Raw genomic sequence first — 19,403 nt, forward strand, 5'->3', positions numbered from 1 at the left:
TTCTCCTTCGTAGCCGACCATCCGGCATGGAAGGAATGGGCGACGAGGCTTGTGCGGGCCTAACGGCGCAGCCGTCAGGCGCCGGAGCGCTCCTGGAAATCCGCGTAGGCCTTGGCAATGCCGTCGCGCAGACCGGTGCTGGCGGACCAGCCGAGGTCCTTCATCTTGTCGACGTTGAGCAGCTTGCGGGGCGTGCCGTCGGGTTTGGCGCTGTCGTAGACGATGGTGCCCTCGAAGCCGACCACGTCCATCACCGTCTCGGCAAGTTCGCGGATCGTCACATCCTCGCCGGTGCCGATGTTGAAGAGGCCGTCGCTGACACCGTTCTCCATCAGGAAGACGCAGGCCTCGGCCATGTCGTCCACATAGAGAAACTCGCGCATCGGCTTGCCCGATCCCCAGACCACCAGTTCACCATCGCCCCTCAGCTTCGCCTCATGGGTCTTGCGGATCAGCGCCGGCAGGACGTGGCTGTTGTTGAGGTCGTAGCTGTCGTTGGGACCGTAGAGGTTGGTCGGCATGGCCGAAACATACTGGGTGCCGTACTGGCGATTGTAGCTCTCGCAAAGCTTCACGCCGGCAATCTTGGCGATCGCATAGGGTTCATTGGTCTGCTCCAGCGGCCCCGTCAGCAGGTAGTCCTCGCGGATCGGCTGCGGGCAGTCGCGCGGGTAGATGCAACTGGAACCGAGGAAGAGCATGCGCTGGACGCCCGCCTGCCAGGCGGCATGCACCACATTCGTCTCGATCATCAGGTTCTGGTAGAGGAAGTCGGCCCGCAGCGTATTGTTGGCATGGATGCCACCCACCTTGGCAGCCGCAATGAAGATGTAGTCCGGCTTCTCGGAGCCCAGAAACTCCATCACCGCCTGCTGGCTGACGAGGTCGACCTCGGCATGCGTCCGCGTCACCACGTTGGTGTAGCCGAGGCTGGACAGCTTGCGGACGACGGCCGAACCGACCATGCCCCTGTGCCCGGCGACATAGATCTTTGCGTCTCTGTCCATGATCTACTCGTGGTAATCGTAAGCGGAAAAGCCGTGGCGCTTGACCAGTTCGTCGCGTTCGGCCGCCTTCAGGTCCTCGCGCATCATCTCCGCAACAAGCTCCTGGAAGGTGATCTTCGGGGTCCAGCCGAGCTTCTCCCTGGCCTTCGTCGGATCGCCGAGCAGCGTCTCGACTTCCGTCGGGCGGAAATAGCGCGGGTCGACCGCGACGATGCAGCGGCCCTTGTCGTCATAGCCCTTCTCGTCTTCGCCCGATCCCTTCCACTCGATCGTCATGTCGATCTCGGCGGCGGCAGCATTGACGAAGTCACGCACGCTGTACTGCACGCCGGTGGCGATGACGAAGTCGTCCGCCACCTCCTGCTGCAGCATCAGCCACTGCATCTCCACATAGTCCTTGGCGTGGCCCCAGTCGCGCAGCGAATCCATGTTGCCGAGGTAGAGGCAATCCTGCAGGCCGAGCTTGATGCGCGCCAGCGCGCGAGTGATCTTGCGCGTCACGAAGGTTTCGCCGCGCACCGGGCTCTCGTGGTTGAAGAGAATGCCGTTGCAGGCATACATGCCGTAGGCTTCGCGGTAGTTGACGGTGATCCAGTAGGCGTAGAGCTTGGCCACCGCATAGGGCGAGCGCGGATAGAAAGGCGTCGTTTCCCGCTGCGGGATCTCCTGCACCAGGCCATAGAGCTCCGAGGTGCTGGCCTGGTAGAACTTCGACTTCTTCTCAAGCCCCAGGATGCGGATGGCTTCCAGGATGCGCAGCGCGCCGAGCGCGTCGGAATTGGCCGTATACTCCGGCTCCTCGAACGACACGGCCACATGCGACTGGGCGGCCAGATTGTAGATCTCGTCTGGCTGGACCTGCTGGATGATGCGGATGAGGCTCGACGAATCGGTCATGTCGCCGTAGTGCAGCACCAGCTTGCGGTTCTTCTCGTGCGGATCCTGGTACAGGTGGTCGATGCGGTCGGTATTGAAGAGCGAGGTGCGGCGCTTGATACCGTGGACCTCATATCCCTTGGCGAGCAGAAGTTCCGCAAGATAGGAACCGTCCTGGCCCGTGATGCCGGTGATCAACGCAACTTTCATGTTTCCATCGCCTTTTCGGGGAATATACTTGGGGCCGAAGTACTGCGTAGCAAAAATGTTTTTGGTCCGAAAGTGCAACGCAGCAAAATAAGCGCCGCCATACTCGCGAAGGCCTGAGAGTCTCTCATTTCAAGAGAGCCTGCGCGCGTCACAAGTGGAAGGCACTGTACATGGCCGAGCCAACACCAGGAAGAATCGTCACAATACAGAACGATGGGTAATTTTTATGAAGTGGAGATGGCGGACAGAGAGGGATTCGAACCCTCGATACGCTTTCACGTATACACGCTTTCCAAGCGTGCGCCTTCAACCACTCGGCCACCTGTCCTTGAAGTGTCAGGGCTGCATGCACATCGGCAAAGCAGCGGTCGGGCGGGATATATACCGATGAATTCCTGCGGATCAACTGGAATTTGAAGGAAAATGCATCGCTGTTCAATCAATCGCTCGATTGCGCCTCTCCTGCGCCCGCGCTATCGCTGATGGAAGGGATGCAACGCACGCTTCTCCTGAAGCGGAAGGAGGCAAAAGCCTTGGTAAGGACCGTCTTTCATTTTCTGAGCCTCGTCGCCCTCGTGGCTGCAATCATGGCCGCTACGCTGGATGCCATCGAGTCCGTGTCCACGTCTGCCGTGGTCATGACCTCGCTTGGCAACCACTGGCAGAACCTCGACGTCGTGAGCCTCACTCTGGCAGAGGAGGCCTTCGCTTCCTATATCAGTGCCGACGCATGGCGCTGGGCCGTGGCGCCGGTTCTGGCGCAGCCGGCCTTCGCCGTGTTCCTCGTGATTGCTCTGGTGTTCTGGATGATCGGCTATCGACGTCCGCGATTTGCAGGCCGCTTCTCGGCCTGACGGCTCTTTGAGCGATCGCGGTCGGCCATCATGCTGTCGGCAGGCGGAGCAGGTTTCAACCCTTAGGAGGCGATGATGTTCGTGATCGACATGTTCAACAAGAAGACGGCTATGCCGACCCCGGACAAAGCCCTGCCGGGTCGCAGCGAGCCGCTTCCGAAGGCGCAGACGCATTTCGTCAACGGCCGAGCGTTGAAAGGTCCTTATCCGGAAGGCCTGGAGATTGCCTATCTCGGCATGGGCTGCTTCTGGGGCGCCGAGCGTCTGTTCTGGACGATCCCCGGCGTCTACGTCACGGCGGTCGGCTATGCCGGCGGCACCACGCCCAACCCGACCTACAACGAAACCACCACGGGCCTGACCGGCCATGCGGAGATCGTCAAGGTCGTCTTCGATCCCTCGGTTGTCTCCTATCGCGATCTGCTGAAGGTCTTCTTTGAAGAGCATGATCCGACGCAGGGCATGCGCCAGGGCAATGACATCGGCACCACCTACCGATCGGCCGTCTATACGACGACAGACGAGCAGGCTGTCGAGGCAGGGCAGGCGGCGCAAGCCTTTCAGGGCGCCCTGGACGCTGCCGGCAAGAAGGTCAAGATCACCACCGAGTTCGCTCCTCTGGACGTCTTCTATTATGCCGAGGATTATCATCAGCAGTATCTCGCCAAGAACCCCGGCGGCTATTGCGGCCTGAAGGGCACAGGCGTGGCCTGCCCGGTTGGCTGACAGACAACGGCGGCCAGTTGCTCATGCCGCGGATTTCATCGGTCCGCGGCATGTTTTTATGCAGTTGCCCGGCGCGCTCCGGATTTTTACCAGATGAAAAAAATCGAGTGAATTTTTCCATGACCCATGCAAAAGTGCGGGCAGCCGGTCTCTCGTGGGGAGGACTGGTGGCCGCAGATGTGCCTGGGATCAGGGATGCGGGAGACCCAGCTATCAACTTAAAAGAAAACAGGGCTGAACGATGAAAAGAACCCTTCTGACTCTCATGGCGATGGCCGCACTGTCGGCGACTGCGCTGGCAGCCGAGATCAAGCCCGCATTGGTCTACGGAACGGGCGGCAAGTTCGACAAATCCTTCAACGAGGCTGCCCATGCCGGCGCCGAGCAGTTCAAGGCAGAGGCGGGGGTCGACTACCGGGATTTCGAGCCCACCAGCGACACGCAGGGCGAGCAGGCGATCCGCAATTTCGCAAGCCGTGGCTATAACCCTGTGGTTGCCGTGTCCTTTGCCTGGACATCGGCGATGGAAAAGGTCGCCGCAGAATTCCCCGACACCAAGTTCGTGATCGTCGACGCCGTCGTCGACCTGCCGAACGTGCGCTCCGTCGTCTACAATGAAGAGCAGGGCTCCTACCTCGTCGGCCTTCTCGCAGGCATGGCGTCCGAGACCGGCAAGGTCGGTTTCGTCGGCGGCATGGATATTCCGCTGATCCGCAAGTTCGGCTGCGGCTATGTCCAGGGCGTCAAGGCGGCCAACCCGGATGCTCAGGTCTTCCAGAACATGGTCGGCACCACGGGCGCGGCCTGGAACGATCCGGTGCGCGCCGGCGAGCTCACCAAGAACCAGATCGACCAGGGCGCGGACGTGGTCTACGCGGCCGCCGGCGCCAGCGGTCTTGGCGTTCTGCAGACGGCAGCCGATAACGACAAGCTCGGCATCGGCGTCGATTCCAACCAGAACCACCTGCACCCGGGCAAGGTGCTGACCTCCATGGTCAAGCGCGTCGATCTCGCCGTCTACAACGCCTTCAAGGATACCCAGGGCGATGCCTTCACGGCCGGCGTTCAGGCGCTGGGCGTCGAGCAGGATGGCGTCACCTATGCGGTCGACGACAACAACAAGGACCTGATTACCCCGGAAATGACGGCTGCCGTCGAAAAGGCGAAGGCTGATATCGTTGCCGGAACCGTCAAGGTTCACGATTACATGTCGGACAACTCCTGCCCGAACTGAGACCTGCGGGCGCATGTGACGGATCACATGCGCCCTTTTCATGCCCGGATGCGAAAGGCGGACGCTTGAGCCTCGACCCTGCAACAGTGCCTGCCATAGCGCTTGTCGGCATCGACAAGAAGTTCGGACCGGTGCACGCCAACAAGAACATCAACCTGACGGTCGCCAAGGGAACCATCCATGGGATCATCGGCGAAAACGGTGCGGGCAAGTCGACACTGATGTCGATCCTCTACGGCTTCTACCAGGCCGATCAGGGTCAGATCCACATCCACGGCAAGCAGACGGTCATTCGCGACAGCCAGGCCGCAATTTCGCTCGGCATCGGCATGGTCCATCAGCACTTCATGCTGGTGGAAAACTTCACGGTTCTCGAGAACATCATCCTCGGTGTCGAGGGCGGCATGCTGCTGGGCCGAGATACGGACCGTGCGCGTGCAAAGCTCCAGCAGTTGCAGAAGGATTACGGCCTCGACGTCGATCTCGACGCCGTCATCGAGGAACTGCCGGTCGGCCGGCAGCAGCGCGTGGAAATCCTGAAAGCGCTCTACCGCGGCGCCGACATCCTGATCCTCGACGAGCCGACCGGCGTCCTGACGCCTGCAGAAGCCGACCATCTCTTCGATGTCCTCAGGGTGCTGCGCGAGCAGGGAAAGACGATCATCCTCATCACCCACAAGCTGCGCGAGATCATGGCGATCACCGACGAGGTCTCGGTGATGCGCCGCGGCGAGATGGTGGCGACACGCACGACGGCTGAGACGACGGTCGAGGAACTGGCCGAGCTGATGGTAGGCCGGCGCGTGCTCCTGCATGTGAACAAGGATACGGCCCAACCGGGCCCGGTGCTGCTGTCGGTCAAGAACCTCACCGTCAAGGATGGTCGCGGTGTCACCATGGTCGACAATGTCTCCTTCGACGTGCGCGCCGGCGAGATCGTCGGGATTGCCGGTGTCGCCGGCAATGGCCAGTCGGAACTCCTGGAAGCCATAGCCGGCATCCGCAAGCCCGCGTCCGGCGAGATCCTCATCGACGGCCAGCCGGTCGCCGGTCTCGATGCCGCCCGTCGGCGTGACTTGGGCCTTGCCCATATTCCCGAAGACCGCCACCACATGGGGCTCGTCCTGAAGTTCGAGGAGTACGAAAACTCCATCCTAGGCTACCATCGCGACCAGAAATACGGTCGCGGCGCCTTTCTCGACCTCGACGCGATCCGCAAGGATGCCGAGGAGAAGATCACGAAATACGACATCCGCCCGCCAAACCCGCGCCTGAAGACGGCGAATTTCTCCGGCGGAAACCAGCAGAAGATCGTCGTCGCCCGCGAGATCGAGCGTGACCCCAAGCTCCTGATCGTCGGCCAGCCGACCCGCGGCGTCGACGTCGGCGCCATCGAATTCATCCACCGCCGCATCATCGAGACCCGGGACGCCGGCAAGGCGGTCCTGCTCGTTTCCGTCGAGTTGGACGAGATCCGCTCCCTGTCGGACCGCATCCTCGTGATGTTTGCCGGCCGGATCGTCGGCGAGAAGACCAGCGATGCTGGCGAACAGACCCTTGGCCTGATGATGGCCGGTATTGCGGCGTGAGGCGCTTATGACAACTGCATCCGTGCCTCTTCCCAACTGGATCAGCTATGGCCTGATCCCGTTGCTGAACCTCATGCTGGCCTTCCTCCTGTCCGGCCTCGTCGTCTGGTCGATCGGGGAAAGCCCCTGGGAGGCCTTGAAGTTCCTGATCCAGGGCTCGCTCGGGCGCGGAGACGCGATCGGCTTCACGCTGTTCTACACGACGAGCTTCATCTTCACCGGCCTGTCGGTGGCCGTCGCCTTCCATGCGGGGCTCTTCAACATCGGCTCCGAAGGCCAGGCCTATGTCGGCGGACTGGGTGCCGCATTGGCGGCCCTGGCGCTCGACCGCTATGTGCCCTGGTACGTGACGATGCCCTTTGCGATTGCCGGCGCGGCCATCTTCGGCGCCGCCTGGGCCTTGATCCCCGCCTGGTTGCAGGCCAAGCGCGGCAGCCATATCGTCATCACGACGATCATGTTCAACTTCATCGCCGCAGCCTTGATGGTCTACCTGCTGGTCAATGTTTTCATCGTACCCGGGAAAATGGCCCCGGAAACCCGGACCTTCCTCCCCGGCGGGCAACTGCCGAAGCTCGACTGGCTGATGGCGCTGTTCGGCCTGGATCTTGGCCCCGCGCCCTTCAACGTCTCTTTCCTGATCGCGCTGGTGATGTGCTACCTCGTCTGGCTGCTGATCTGGCGCACGAAGTTCGGCTATGAGATGCGTACCCTCGGCATCAGCCCCTCGGCCGCCATCTATGCCGGCGTCCCCTATGTCCGCACCGTCATCGTCGCGATGCTGATCTCGGGCGCTCTTGCCGGCATGATGTCGCTGAACGCCGTCAACGGCGCCTCCGCGAGGCTGCAGGTGGAATTCGTCGCAGGTGCCGGTTTCGTCGGCATCGCCGTATCCCTGATGGGGCGAAGCCACCCGGTGGGCATCATCCTTGCGGCCCTGCTGTTCGGTATCCTCTATCAGGGTGGGGCGGATCTCTCCTTCGAGATGCCGACCATCACCCGCGAGATGATCGTCGTGATCCAGGGACTGGTGATCCTCTTTGCCGGCGCCCTGGAACACATGCTGCGACCGGCCGTCGTGCGCATCTACCAGCAATTCGCCAGGGCTTGAGGAGAGACGGATGGAGTTCTTCGATATCGTCGTCAGCATCCTCGGATCGACCGTGCGGCTGTCGATCCCGCTGCTGTTCACGGCGCTCGCCGGACTGTTCTCCGAACGCGCCGGGATCTTCGACATCGGGCTGGAGGGCAAGATGCTGGCCGCAGCCTTCGCCTCTGCTGTCGCGGCCTATCTGACCGGGTCTCCGTGGCTTGGCCTGCTGGCCGGCATCGGTGTCTCCATCATGTTTTCGCTGGTGCATGGCTTTGCCTCCATCACCAACCGCGGCAACCAGATCGTCTCCGGCGTTGCGCTCAACTTCGTTGCGATCGGCCTGACGGTCGTCCTCGGCCAGGCGTGGTTTGGCCAGGGGGGGCGCACGCCGCAACTGCCGGGCGACGCCCGCTTCTCCCCGATCATCCTGCCGGGCGCCGATGCGGTGCGCGAGGTGCCGATCCTGGGCCCGCTCTACGCCAACGTCATCTCTGGCAACAACATCCTCACCTACATGGCTTTCGTGGCGGTGCCGATCGCATGGTGGGTGCTGTTTCGCACCCGCTTCGGACTGAGGCTGCGGGCCGTGGGCGAAAATCCGGGTGCCGTCGACACTGCCGGCATTTCTGTTTCCTGGATGCGCTACCGGGCGGTCATCGTCGCAGGGTTCCTCTGCGGGTTTTCCGGCACCTATCTGGCGATCGCGCAGTCGGCCGCCTTCATCAACAACATGTCGGCCGGCAAGGGCTATATCGCGCTGGCAGCGCTGATCTTCGCCAAGTGGAAGCCGGTTCCGGTCATGTTCGCCTGCCTGCTGTTCGGCTTCCTCGATGCGGTTGCCAATTTCATGCAGGGCAAGTCCGTGCCGCTGATCGGCGAGGTGCCAGTCCAGATCTTCCAGGCGCTGCCCTATATCCTGACCTGCATCCTGCTGGCCGGTTTCATCGGCGTCGCCCGCGCGCCCAAGGCCGGCGGCGCCCCCTACGTGAAGGAGCGATAATTCATGTCGCACGACCTCTTCGAAGCGGCCCGCGCCGCCATGGCGAAATCCTACGCTCCCTACTCGAAGTTTCCGGTGGGAGCCGCAATCCGCGCCGACGACGGCAAGATCCACGTGGGTGCCAATATCGAGAACATCTCCTTTCCCCAGGGCTGGTGCGCCGAGCCGAGCGCCATCAGCGCGATGATCATGGCCGGCGGGCGGCGCATCGAGGAGATCGCCGTGATCGCCGAGAAACTGCCGCTCTGCACGCCCTGCGGCGGCTGTCGCCAGAAGATCGCCGAGTTTGCCTCGGCCGAGACCCGGATCTACCTTTGCAATGATCAGGGCGTCCAGAAGACGGTCACCATGGGTGAGCTTCTGCCCTATGCATTCGAGACGGACCTGCTGCGATGAGGGATGTCGCGGACCTGCTCATCGATCGACTGCACGGAATGATGCCGCGATCGGCCCTCGTCCTCGGCTCGGGGCTTGGCTCTCTGGTGGAGGAAATCGCCGATCCAGTCCGCATCCCCTACAGCGATCTGCCAGGGTTTCCGGTGAGTGGCGTGACCGGACACGCGGGTGAACTCGTCGCCGGCCATCTCGGCCGTGAACCGGTGATCATGCTGTCCGGCCGCGCCCATTATTACGAGAAGGGCGATGCCCGGGCGATGCGCTTCCCGATCGAGGTGCTGAAGGGCCTCGGTGTCCAGTCGCTGATCCTGACCAACGCCGCCGGCTCGCTGCGCCAGGACATGCCGCCCGGTTCGGTGATGCAGATCACCGATCACATCAACTATTCGGGCATGAACCCGCTGATCGGCGAAGAAGGGGACGGACGCTTCGTCGGCATGACCGCTGCCTATGACACCGATCTGGCCGTGGGCATGCGCAATGCCGCGATCCGCTGCGGCATTCCGCTCTTCTCCGGCGTCTACATGTGGTTTTCCGGTCCGAGTTTCGAAACGCCTGCGGAAATCCGCATGGCGCGGACCCTGGGCGCCGATGCCGTCGGCATGTCGACTGTTCCGGAAGTCATCCTCGCCCGCTACTACGGTTTGCGTGTCGCCGCGGCCTCCGTGATCACCAACTACGGGGCCGGAATGACCGGCAGCGAGCTCAGTCACGAGGAAACCAAGGACATGGCACCGGTCGGCGGCAAGCGGCTGGCCGCCATTCTTCGCGACATGCTGTCGGAGCACCCCCAGGCGGGCGGCGACGCCCGGTCTTGATTTGCGCCTTGCGTCGGCTCATTTGAAGACCGACTATAAGGTCATCGAACGAGGAGTTACCAGGCCATGGAGATCAACACTCCGCGGGAGGCGGCAAGCCTTGCGCTTTCCCTGCTCGACCTGACCAACCTGCGCGACGATTGCGATGCAGCCGCCATCGAGGTGCTTTGCCGCCGAGCCCGCACGCCCCATGGATCGGCGGCCGCCATCTGCATCTGGCCGCGCTTCGTCCCCCAGGCCCGCAGCATCCTCGGCGCAGGCAGCAGTGTGCGCATCGCAACCGTCGTCAACTTCCCGTCTGGCGACCTGCCGATTCCGACCGTGGTCGAGGAGACCCGACGCGCAGTCGCGGGCGGCGCGGACGAGATCGACCTGGTGATCCCCTACAAGGCATTCCTGAACGGTGACGAATCAGCCGTAACGGACATGGTCACGGCCGTGCGGGACGCCTGCCCACAATCCTGCCTGAAGGTGATCATCGAGGCCGGCGAACTCAAGGACAGCAGCCTGATCCGTCGCGCGTCCGAGCTTGCGATCGATGCGGGCGCCGACTTCATCAAGACCTCCACGGGCAAGGTCGCCGTCAACGCCACGCTGGAGGCGGCCGACATCATGCTGCGGACAATCCGCGATTCGCGCAGGAGCATAGGCTTCAAGCCTGCCGGCGGTATCGGCACGGTTGCCGATGCCGATCTCTACCTGCGGCTGGCGGAAACCATCATGGGTCCGAACTGGGTGATGCCGTCGACCTTCCGCTTCGGCGCCTCGAGCCTGCTCGACGACATCACGGCGGTCCTGAGCGGCCAGCCGTCGTCGCTGGCCGCATCGGGCTACTGAGCCGATCATGATTCCGCAGGAGATCATCAGGCGCAAACGGGATGGCCAGACCCTCTCCGGCGAGGAGATTACCGTCTTCATCGAAGGCTTGACCCGGGGGGACGTCACCGAAGGTCAGGCTGCGGCCTTTGCCATGGCCGTCTTCTTCCGCGGCATGTCGCGCGATGAAACTGTTGCCCTGACGCTTGCGATGCGCGACAGCGGCGACGTCATGACATGGTCGGACATCGGCCGGCCTGTCGCCGACAAGCATTCCACCGGCGGCGTCGGTGACAATGTCTCGCTGGTGCTCGCGCCGCTCGTCGCCGCCTGCGGACTGGCGGTGCCGATGATTTCGGGCCGCGGCCTCGGCCATACCGGCGGTACACTGGACAAGCTGCAGTCCATCCCCGGCTACAAGGTCGCGCCGGACCCTGCTCTGCTGCAGCGGGTGGTGTCGCAGGCGGGCTGCGCCATCGTCGGCCAGACGGGCGATCTGGCGCCGGCGGACCGGCGGCTCTATGCCATCCGGGACGTGACCGCCACCGTCGAATCCGTACCGCTGATCACGGCCTCCATCCTGTCGAAGAAGCTTGCCGCAGGCCTCGAAACGCTGGTTCTTGACGTCAAGGTCGGCAATGGCGCCTTCATGGAAAGCCTCGAGGAGGCGGAAGCTCTGGCCCGCTCCCTCGTCGAGGTGGCGAACGGGGCCGGCACCCGCACCACCGCACTGCTGACCGATATGAACCAGCCGCTGGCGGATGCCGCCGGCAATGCGCTGGAGGTTCGCCACGCCCTCGATGTCCTGTCCGGCCGCAAGAACGGCACCCGCGCCCATGAACTGGTGCTGGTGCTCGCGGCGGAAATGCTGGTTCAGGCCGGCGTTACAGAGACACTCGAGGCGGCCCAGCGGCAGGCGGCCCGGGCGCTCGACGGCGGCGAGGCGCTCGACGTCTTCTCCCGCATGGTCCATTTGCTTGGCGGCCCTGCGGATCTCGTGGAACGGCCGGGCCAATATCTCGCGCAAGCGGCAGTGGTTGTTCCGGTACTGGCGCAGGAGAGCGGCTGGCTATCGGCCTGCGCCACCCGCGACCTCGGCCTGGCCGTGATCGAGCTCGGCGGCGGGCGCAAGCGGCCAGAGGACGACATCGATCACGCGGTTGGCGTGGCCGACATCCTGCCGCTCGGCACCCAAGTGTCAAAGGGCAATCCCATCGCCTTCGTGCATGCCGCGGATCGCGAGCAGGGCGGGAGAATGGCGGATGTGGTGCAGCGTTGCTTCACCCTCGCCGACAAAGCTCCGCAAGCTGCTCCCGTGGTGATCAAGCGCGTTAGCTGATCACTGCGTCAGGTACAGGCTCCCGGCATCGACCTTGTAGGTCCCGAGCTTGTTGAGGAAACTCATACCGACCAGCGTCGATGAAAGTGCCGCATCCCGCAGCACCAGCGCATCGACGTTGCGAATGCGCACGCTGCCGACCTCGACGCTGGACAGCACCACATGCGCCGCCTCGGTTTGCCCGTTCGCGGTTCTGACCGAATGCCGGAAGTCGAGCTGATTGGCGGTGAAGCCAAGCCGCCGTGCGGTGCTCTCGTTGATCGCCACCGTCGAGGCGCCGGTATCCACCATGCCGTCGACGGGCTTGCCGTTCAGCCGGAAGCTGCCGTTGAAATGTCCGTTGACGCCGGCACGAAGTGTCGCGGTGCCAGGTATGGCCGTGGCCGTGGCGTCGACGCGGACTGCTGTTGGTGCGGGTGCAAGCTCGGCCTCGGTCGGGGACAGATCCGTAAGGCCGAAAAGAGCGGGCACCTGCGAGGCGACGACGGCGAGACCGGCAATGACGAGGCTGCGCATCAACATCGAATGGTTCCGGGTTTCGCTGGACAGCCCGGGATCATAGCGACGATGTCCTAAAATCCGACCCGGTAATTGCCGATCAGGGCCTCTAAACGGCCCTGTCGTTAACGCGCGGTGAAGACCCTGCTACTTGGTGCCGTACATGCGGTCGCCGGCATCGCCGAGGCCGGGCATGATGTAGCCCTTCTCGTTGAGATGGCTGTCGATCGAAGCGGTGAAGATCGGCACGTCCGGATGCGCCTTCTGAAAGTTCTCGATGCCTTCCGGCGCTGCCAGGAGGCACAGGAAGCGCAGATTATAGGCGCCGCGCTCCTTGAGCTTGTCGATGGCGGCAATCGAGGAATTGCCGGTTGCCAGCATCGGATCGACGACGATGATCAGCCGCTCGGCAATGTCTTCGGGCGCCTTGAAGTAGTATTCGACCGGCTGCAGTGTCTCGTGGTCGCGGTAGACGCCGATATGCGAGACGCGCGCCGACGGCACGAGCTCGAGCATGCCTTCGAGCAGTCCATTCCCGGCGCGCAGAATGGAGGCGAAGACCAGCTTCTTTCCTTCCAGCACTGGCGATTCCATCTGCTGCATCGGCGTTTCGATGGTCTCCATCGTCATCTCGAGATCGCGGGTGACCTCGTAGCAGAGCAGGGTGGAAATCTCCCGCAGCAGGCGCCGGAAGCCCGCCGTCGACGTTTCCTTCTTGCGCATGATCGTCAGCTTGTGCTGCACCAGCGGATGATTGATGACTGTCACGCCGTCCATCGGAAACCTGCCTTCCCCTGTTCGTTCATTTCTTCTCTTCTTCATCGAACGGCGGCAAACCGCAAGCCCTCAGGCGCGGTTTACATCGGCCGTGGAGACGGTGGAACTGGCGTCCAGCCGCGCCAGCAGGCGGCTGCGGGTATCTTCGTCGACGAAGGCCGCCTCAATCGCGGTGCGCGTCATGCCGTTGATCTCAGCCTCCGAGAACCCCATCACCTCGGTAGCGACCCGGTACTCGCGCTCCAGCGAGGTGTGGAAGAACGGCGGATCGTCGGAGTTGAGGCAGACGCGGACGCCCGCCTCCTTCAGCTGGCGCAGCGGGTGATGCTGGAAATCCGGATAGACCTGCAGCGCGACGTTGGAGCCGGGGCAGACCTCCAGGACCGTCCCAAGGTCCGCAAGCCGGGCCACGAGCTCCATGTCCTCGATGGCCCGCACGCCATGTCCGATCCGCGACGGGCGCACGAGGTCCAGTGCATCCGTCACGCTGAACGGGCCGCAGACCTCACCGGCATGGATCGTCAACCCGAGGCCAGCGTCGCGGGCGATATCGAAGGCCCGGGCGTAGTCGGCGACACGCCCCATCCGCTCTTCGCCCGCCATGTTGAAGCCGGTCACCAGCGGATTGCTGCTGCGCGCGGCATATTCGGCTGCCGCAATCACGCTGTCCGGACCGAAATGCCGCTCGCCGGTGACGATGATGCGTGCTTCGATCGAGGTCTTCTCCCGGGCAGCGCGGATACCCTCGGAAATTCCGGAGAGATAGGCGTCGGCGCCGAGCCCGATCCGGTCGCCATGGTCCGGTGACACGATGATCTCGCTGTAGATCGTGTTCGTCGCCGCAAGCTCCGTGAGATAGGTCTCCGTCAGCAGCGCATAGTCGGCGTCCGTTTTAAACAGCGCGGCCACCCGGTCGTAGCAGACCAGGAATTCGGAGAAATCGCGCCAGATGTAGCTGCCGTCGGAGAGGAACGTGCTGGCGTCCACGCCGTATTTCTGCGCCTGCTGCAGCGCCAGGGCAGGTGGTGCTGCCCCCTCGATGTGGCAATGGATCTCGGCTTTCAGCACATGCGTCGTCACAGAAAACTCCATCCATGCGAGCCGGCAGGAAGCGAGAGATGCGCTGCCACGGTCTCGCCGATATCGGCAAAGGTGGGCCGCAACCCGATGTCGCGGGAGCGGATGCCGGGCCCGAAGGCCATGATCGGGACCCGCTCCCGGGTGTGATCCGTCCCCCGCCACGTGGGGTCGCAGCCATGGTCGGCGGTCAGGATGACAACGTCACCCGGGCTCAGCCGCCGGTGAATTTCGGGCAGCATGAGGTCGAAGGCCTCGAGTGCTGCGGCATAGCCCGGCACGTCGCGGCGATGACCGTAGAGCTGGTCGAAGTCAACGAAGTTGGTGAACACGAGATCGCCGTCCGCGGCAACATCCATCGCCTCCAGCGTGGCGGCCATCAGCGCGGCATTGCCGTTCGCCTTGAGGATACGGGAGATGCCCTGATGGGCAAAGATGTCGCCGATCTTGCCGATGGCATGCACGGTGCGCCCGGCATCCACCGCGCGGTTCAGGAGCGTCGGCTCCGGCGGAGGAATGGAGAAATCGCGGCGATTGCCGGTCCGCTCGAACTGGACCGCCGTCTCGCCGATGAAAGGTCGGGCGATCACCCGGCCGATGTTGAGCGGATCGACCAGCCGCCGCACAGTCTGGCAGAGGTCGAGCAGGCGCTCCAGGCCAAAGTGGACCTCATGGGCGGCGACCTGCAGGACGGAATCGCTGGATGTGTAGCAGATCGGCTTGCCCGTCCGGATGTGCTCTTCCCCCAGCTGCGCGATGATATCGGTTCCGGAGGCGTGACAGTTGCCGAGGATGCCGGGCACATCCCCCGCGCTGCAGATCGCTTCCACCAGCTCCGGCGGGAAGGCGTCCGTCTTGTTTGGAAAATAGCCCCAGTCGAACATCACCGGGGTTCCGGCGATTTCCCAGTGGCCGGACGGGGTATCCTTGCCGCGCGAGACTTCGTTGGCGGCGCCGTGCAGCCCGAAGATCCGCTCCGGCCGATGCATGCCGGCCGGGTAGTCGCCGCTGGCGAGTTTTGCAATTTCCAGAAGGCCGAGGGAGGACATGTTGGGAAGCATCAGCGGGCCCTCCCGCAGTCCGGCGCGGTCGGCGATGCCGGCGGCACAGAACTCCGCGATATGGCCGAGTGTGTCCGAACCCAGGTCATCATAGGCGTCCGCGTCGCGGGCACCACCGACGCCGAAGGAATCGAGAACGAACAGGAAGGCTCTCGCCATGTATCACCCGAATGACTGAAGATGTCGCAGCAGCCGTGAGGGCTGGCGTTCAGGTTCATATAGCGTCAGTCGAATTTTAGCAAAGGGCAGAGAGACCTGCGTCTCAACAGTCGGTGCAGGTAATGGCCTTGCCGGATCGGGAGCGGTAATAGTAGTCCCGACTGATCGTGATGCTACGCATCTCGCTCGGAATGAGCCCCGGCATGAACATCAGCAGTTGATGCGGAACCGAAACTTCCGCATGCACGATGAATGTGTTTGCAACCTTCATCTTCTGGGGAATGGTGATCGTAGTGCCGGTTGTGTGGGGCTTGCCGCCGGATTCATCCCATGACCAGGCGACTTTCGGGTTGGCTGCGGCATCAAGGGCAATCCCGGTGATCTTGATAAGGGTCGTGGTGCCGCCGTAGGGAACGAAGATGCTCTGCGCCACATGCTTCATGCTGTTGAGGAAAGAGTCGCTGACGGACTCCTGTTGCTGCGTCACGAGATCGGCAATTGTCCCGGCGGCACGCGTCACTCGCTTGGAGATGCTCAGCCCGATCGTGAGTTCGAAGACCGTGATGTAGATCATCAGCAGCAGCGGTGCGATCAGCGCGAACTCCACGGCTCCCACGCCGCGTCTGTCGGACCAAAGGCGGCGAATCTGCATCAACAGGCCGCGGCCGTGCTGCATCCTCTCGTCCGTCATCAATAGTCCTCGTTCTTGTAAGTGGCGGTGGCGACGATCAGGAACTCCTTGGGCAAGGAGCCATCGGCAGGCCGGATGTTGGAGATATACGGCCGGACCAGATCGGTGATGATCTCCCAGCGATAATAGGCCCGCAGCATGTTGATCGTCCCGGAGCCGCCAGGCTGATAGGCATTGGTGGCAGCCAGTGCCCCGAAGGACGCGCCACCCACGCGCGGAATGGCCGTCGGTATGTCCGCGTAGGTGGAGAAACTGCGGACATCGAGGATCAGCCGGTTACTGTCTCCTCCGTTGCAGTGGATGAGGATCGAGATCTCCTCACAGAATTTCGCACGGAAGTCGCTTTCCTTGGTGTCGTTCTTGATCTCGCCCGTGCGCATCTGCCGTGCCATCGTATCGACGGCGTTCCCGATCAGTTGCTCCCCCGTATAGGCCACGAAGGTCTCGATGATTGCAAAGACGATCAGGAAATAGGGGATGGCCAGCAGCGCGAACTCGATCGCAGCCGCACCATCGCGCGAGCGCAACAGCCGCCTGGCAGAGGAGAGCGTCCTCTGCGGATCGGCCGGTTCACTGGATCTGTCGCGAGTTTGGGGCATCAACCGTATCCAATCGAGGGAGGCAGGCGAATGCTAGGGCGGCTTTGTTAGGATTCCGTTGCCGCAGGCTGTGCTATTTGAGCCAATGCCGCCAGGATCGAAGGCATCAGGGGATAGCGGCGGCGGCAGCGCCGGCGATGTCCGAATGCTGTTCGCAATTGGGAGTACAGGAAAGGATCACCCGGTCGTTCTGACGATAGACCCGGAGCGTATTGCTTTCGTCGATAGTCACGAGGATGCGTTCGTCGGCAATCGCATTGCCGTCGCTGTCGAGCAGCACGAGATTGGTGGTCCCGAAGCTGCGGCCGGTGACGACGATGGTGGTGGGGTCGGCGACCGTCGCGTCGGCTACACTGGAATTGCCGACGATCACCTTGCTCACGGGCCGGTCGAGCCGCAGCACCCGCGCATGGTTCATGAACACCCGCAACACATCACCTTGCTGCACCTGATCCTGGGCATGCGTTGCAATGGCCCCGCCAAGAGCGATGCCCAGAGCAAGCGAAAGGCAGATGATCGGGCGTGGTGTCATGCCGGCTGGGCCTTCAACTCGAGACTATGCTTCGGCAATCCTTCCCGGAAAATGGTGAACGAAGGCTTAAGCCCGTCCCCAAAATCGGTCTCTTGTACTGCCGGACGATTTCGGCATCCTGTGAAGTGCTCGCGATATCGTCTTCACGCCCCAATATTTGCCTTTTCTTATCAATGGGATGGCAACCGATGAAGACATGGACCCTGGCTGTTGCACATTCACAGCTCGTTAACGATGTCCTTTAAGCGGATGGCAATCGTCCGCCGGTAGGGTTTTGCCATCCGAACAACGGCGAAAAAGTTGTCGGGAATGCTGTCCAATCCAACTGTGCTTCAGGAGAAATTGCATGTCGAAGTTTTTTGCTCGCTTTATCAGGGATGAGTCCGGTGCGACTGCGATCGAATACGGCCTGATCGCCGCCCTCATTTCCGTCGCTCTCATCGCTGGCGCCTCGACGCTCGGTAATTCGCTGAACAGCACTTTCAGCGCTATCGGCACGAAGATGACATCTTGCCAGACCGGCGCCACGACCGCAGGCTGCAAGTAAACGCGCCGGGGGAGAGTTGCTTCTGGCTCTCGCCCCCATCGCTTTACCAAAGAGGAAGAGGTCCTATTATGCCCGCAATAGGCGCAGCAATACTGATGATTGCTCCGGTGTGCCTGTTCATTGCGGCCATCAGTGATCTCTTCACAATGACGATTCCCAATCGGGTATCGATCTTTCTTCTCGCGTCATTCGCCGTCCTGGCTCCGGTTTCCGGCCTCCCATGGGCGGAAATCAGCATGAGCGCGGCGGCCGGCGCTATTGTGCTGGTTGTCTGTTTCGGCTTCTTCGCCCTCAACATCATGGGTGGCGGCGACGTCAAGCTGTTGGCGTCTTCCGCTGTCTGGTTCGGGTTCAGTCCCGCACTTGGCGCCTTCATCGTGGCGACTGCTCTCTGGGGCGGCATTGTCACGCTTCTCGTCCTGCTGCTGCGCGCGCAGGCCAACCGCTTCGCCGTCATCGAGACGGTAGTCCCGGCGCAGATCCTGACTACGAAGAAGATCCCATATGGCGTGGCCATCGGGATCGCCGGCATCATGACCTTCTGGGACTCGCCGATCGCCCTGGCCGCCATCAAGATGCTCGGCTAAGCCCAAGGCTCTAAACTTCTCATTTACCACCTGTGTAATGGGAAAATTAACCTTAATTACACGATTGGCGACCATTCTTCCCGGGTAGTGAATCTCCAGGGAATGGTCATGAAGCCCGCTCGCATCCTCATTCTAGCCGTGGCCGTCGTCGCCGCAGGCCTTGCTGGTCTGCTCGCGATGCGTCTTTCTGGCACGAGCGCGCCGCAGATCGCCGAAGCGGTCATCAAGCAGCCTTCCATCAATGTGCTGGTCTCCGCCGCGAATCTCCCCGTGGGAACGCGATTGGGCGAAGACTCGCTGCGTTGGCTGGCCTGGCCGGAAGGCGGCGTCGTTGAAGGCTTCATCACCGAATCGGCACAGCCGCAGGCGATCTCGGAGCTGAGCGGCATGGTCGTTCGGCTTCCGGTGTTCGAAGGTGAGCCGATCCGCGGCGAGAAGATCGCCGACTCCTCCGACCGCATCATGTCCTCCCTTCTGCCTGCGGGCAAACGCGCAGTCGCGATCGAGATCTCGGTTGCCACCGGTGCCGGCGGCTTCGTGCTGCCCAATGACCGTGTCGACGTCATCATGGTGCGTAACAAGGACGAGCGTTTCCTGACCGAAAACGTCCTGTCAAACGTCCGGGTGCTGGCGATCGACCAGCAGATCCAGGAAAGCCCGGATGGCTCCAAGGCTGTCGTCGGCACAACGGCAACGCTGGAACTGACGCCGGATCAGGCCCAGGTCATGGCCGTCGCACAGCAGATGGCCGATCGTCTGACGCTTGCCCTCCGGTCGGTGGCCGACGCGCAGGAGGCTGACACGGTGGCGGCCGACTATCTGCTGAACGGCGGCACCAAGGCGGAAATTCAGGTCATCAAGTCGGGGGCCATCGTGACCGCCCCGCAGACGCAGATACAGCCGCAGTAACGGAGTGC

General features: G+C 62.6%; 22 protein-coding genes and 1 tRNA gene. 13 read left to right on the forward strand and 10 right to left on the reverse strand.

The annotated features are described in order from the left end of the window. Nucleotides 1-74: 74 nt before the first annotated feature. The 3 genes from M1E10_RS09135 to M1E10_RS09145 form a co-directional block, all read right to left on the reverse strand. Nucleotides 75-1,007 carry a GDP-L-fucose synthase family protein gene (locus M1E10_RS09135; protein WP_499176041.1) on the reverse strand — a complete coding sequence of 311 codons (933 nt, stop codon included), beginning with the start codon at nucleotides 1,005-1,007 and terminating at the stop codon, nucleotides 75-77. 3 nt (nucleotides 1,008-1,010) lie between these two features. Beyond that, entirely contained in the window at nucleotides 1,011-2,093 is a 1,083-nt protein-coding gene (gmd, locus tag M1E10_RS09140; protein ID WP_499176042.1) for a GDP-mannose 4,6-dehydratase, read from the reverse strand. A gap of 238 nt (nucleotides 2,094-2,331) precedes the next feature. After that, nucleotides 2,332-2,421: transfer RNA gene (locus M1E10_RS09145), tRNA-Ser, on the reverse strand. A gap of 205 nt (nucleotides 2,422-2,626) precedes the next feature. Between M1E10_RS09145 and M1E10_RS09150 the strand changes: the two genes are divergently transcribed. From M1E10_RS09150 to deoA, 10 genes are all read left to right on the forward strand, one after another. Next, complete coding sequence (locus M1E10_RS09150) at nucleotides 2,627-2,947, forward strand: hypothetical protein (protein WP_499176043.1); 321 nt, start codon at nucleotides 2,627-2,629, stop codon at nucleotides 2,945-2,947. A 75-nt stretch (nucleotides 2,948-3,022) separates the two neighbouring features. After that, nucleotides 3,023-3,673 carry a peptide-methionine (S)-S-oxide reductase gene (gene msrA / locus M1E10_RS09155; RefSeq protein WP_499176044.1) on the forward strand — a complete coding sequence of 217 codons (651 nt, stop codon included), beginning with the start codon at nucleotides 3,023-3,025 and terminating at the stop codon, nucleotides 3,671-3,673. Nucleotides 3,674-3,914: 241 nt separating this feature from the next. Further along, nucleotides 3,915-4,907 carry a BMP family lipoprotein gene (locus M1E10_RS09160; protein WP_499176045.1) on the forward strand — a complete coding sequence of 331 codons (993 nt, stop codon included), beginning with the start codon at nucleotides 3,915-3,917 and terminating at the stop codon, nucleotides 4,905-4,907. Between the two features lie 65 nt (nucleotides 4,908-4,972). After that, complete coding sequence (locus tag M1E10_RS09165) at nucleotides 4,973-6,496, forward strand: ABC transporter ATP-binding protein (protein ID WP_499176046.1); 1,524 nt, start codon at nucleotides 4,973-4,975, stop codon at nucleotides 6,494-6,496. A 7-nt stretch (nucleotides 6,497-6,503) separates the two neighbouring features. After that, the gene (locus tag M1E10_RS09170) at nucleotides 6,504-7,607 is read left to right on the forward strand and encodes an ABC transporter permease (protein ID WP_499176047.1); all 1,104 of its coding nucleotides are present in this window, start codon (nucleotides 6,504-6,506) and stop codon (nucleotides 7,605-7,607) included. Between the two features lie 10 nt (nucleotides 7,608-7,617). After that, the gene (locus M1E10_RS09175; RefSeq protein ID WP_037168658.1) at nucleotides 7,618-8,589 is read left to right on the forward strand and encodes an ABC transporter permease; all 972 of its coding nucleotides are present in this window, start codon (nucleotides 7,618-7,620) and stop codon (nucleotides 8,587-8,589) included. 3 nt (nucleotides 8,590-8,592) lie between these two features. Then, nucleotides 8,593-8,985 carry a cytidine deaminase gene (locus tag M1E10_RS09180; protein WP_499176048.1) on the forward strand — a complete coding sequence of 131 codons (393 nt, stop codon included), beginning with the start codon at nucleotides 8,593-8,595 and terminating at the stop codon, nucleotides 8,983-8,985. Further along, nucleotides 8,982-9,803 carry a purine-nucleoside phosphorylase gene (locus M1E10_RS09185; RefSeq protein ID WP_499176049.1) on the forward strand — a complete coding sequence of 274 codons (822 nt, stop codon included), beginning with the start codon at nucleotides 8,982-8,984 and terminating at the stop codon, nucleotides 9,801-9,803. The genes M1E10_RS09180 and M1E10_RS09185 overlap by 4 nt, the downstream gene beginning before the upstream one ends. A gap of 66 nt (nucleotides 9,804-9,869) precedes the next feature. Next, the gene (gene deoC / locus M1E10_RS09190; RefSeq protein ID WP_499176050.1) at nucleotides 9,870-10,640 is read left to right on the forward strand and encodes a 2-deoxyribose-5-phosphate aldolase; all 771 of its coding nucleotides are present in this window, start codon (nucleotides 9,870-9,872) and stop codon (nucleotides 10,638-10,640) included. A 7-nt stretch (nucleotides 10,641-10,647) separates the two neighbouring features. Next, nucleotides 10,648-11,958: a thymidine/pyrimidine-nucleoside phosphorylase gene (gene deoA / locus M1E10_RS09195; RefSeq protein ID WP_499176051.1), complete on the forward strand. Its 1,311-nt coding sequence runs from the start codon at nucleotides 10,648-10,650 to the stop codon at nucleotides 11,956-11,958. On the opposite strand, the gene M1E10_RS09200 is transcribed toward deoA, so the two are convergent. From M1E10_RS09200 to M1E10_RS09230, 7 genes are all read right to left on the reverse strand, one after another. Further along, nucleotides 11,959-12,480, reverse strand: a complete 522-nt coding sequence (locus tag M1E10_RS09200) for a retropepsin-like aspartic protease family protein (RefSeq protein WP_499176053.1) — start codon at nucleotides 12,478-12,480, stop codon at nucleotides 11,959-11,961. A 123-nt stretch (nucleotides 12,481-12,603) separates the two neighbouring features. Further along, complete coding sequence (gene upp, locus M1E10_RS09205; RefSeq protein WP_499176054.1) at nucleotides 12,604-13,233, reverse strand: uracil phosphoribosyltransferase; 630 nt, start codon at nucleotides 13,231-13,233, stop codon at nucleotides 12,604-12,606. 69 nt (nucleotides 13,234-13,302) lie between these two features. Beyond that, on the reverse strand, nucleotides 13,303-14,313 hold the full coding sequence (locus M1E10_RS09210) for an adenosine deaminase family protein (RefSeq protein WP_499176055.1): 1,011 nt from the start codon (nucleotides 14,311-14,313) through the stop codon (nucleotides 13,303-13,305). Continuing rightward, on the reverse strand, nucleotides 14,310-15,530 hold the full coding sequence (locus tag M1E10_RS09215) for a phosphopentomutase (RefSeq protein ID WP_499176056.1): 1,221 nt from the start codon (nucleotides 15,528-15,530) through the stop codon (nucleotides 14,310-14,312). Before M1E10_RS09215 ends, M1E10_RS09210 begins: the two co-directional genes overlap by 4 nt. A 103-nt stretch (nucleotides 15,531-15,633) precedes the next feature. Further along, entirely contained in the window at nucleotides 15,634-16,221 is a 588-nt protein-coding gene (locus M1E10_RS09220) for a TadE/TadG family type IV pilus assembly protein (protein WP_499176057.1), read from the reverse strand. Continuing rightward, nucleotides 16,221-16,820, reverse strand: a complete 600-nt coding sequence (locus M1E10_RS09225) for a TadE/TadG family type IV pilus assembly protein (RefSeq protein WP_499176058.1) — start codon at nucleotides 16,818-16,820, stop codon at nucleotides 16,221-16,223. Before M1E10_RS09225 ends, M1E10_RS09220 begins: the two co-directional genes overlap by 1 nt. Nucleotides 16,821-16,926: 106 nt before the next feature. Next, nucleotides 16,927-17,352: a type II and III secretion system protein family protein gene (locus M1E10_RS09230; protein ID WP_499176059.1), complete on the reverse strand. Its 426-nt coding sequence runs from the start codon at nucleotides 17,350-17,352 to the stop codon at nucleotides 16,927-16,929. A gap of 346 nt (nucleotides 17,353-17,698) precedes the next feature. Between M1E10_RS09230 and M1E10_RS09235 the strand changes: the two genes are divergently transcribed. From M1E10_RS09235 to cpaB, 3 genes are all read left to right on the forward strand, one after another. Beyond that, on the forward strand, nucleotides 17,699-17,899 hold the full coding sequence (locus M1E10_RS09235; protein ID WP_499176060.1) for a Flp family type IVb pilin: 201 nt from the start codon (nucleotides 17,699-17,701) through the stop codon (nucleotides 17,897-17,899). Between the two features lie 146 nt (nucleotides 17,900-18,045). Continuing rightward, a complete protein-coding gene (locus tag M1E10_RS09240) occupies nucleotides 18,046-18,486 on the forward strand; it encodes an A24 family peptidase (RefSeq protein ID WP_499177131.1) in 441 nt (146 codons plus the stop codon). Nucleotides 18,487-18,594: 108 nt separating this feature from the next. Beyond that, nucleotides 18,595-19,395: a Flp pilus assembly protein CpaB gene (gene cpaB, locus M1E10_RS09245; protein ID WP_499176061.1), complete on the forward strand. Its 801-nt coding sequence runs from the start codon at nucleotides 18,595-18,597 to the stop codon at nucleotides 19,393-19,395. Nucleotides 19,396-19,403: the final 8 nt, after the last annotated feature.

Source organism: Rhizobium sp. PK7-22 (genome assembly GCF_056530405.1).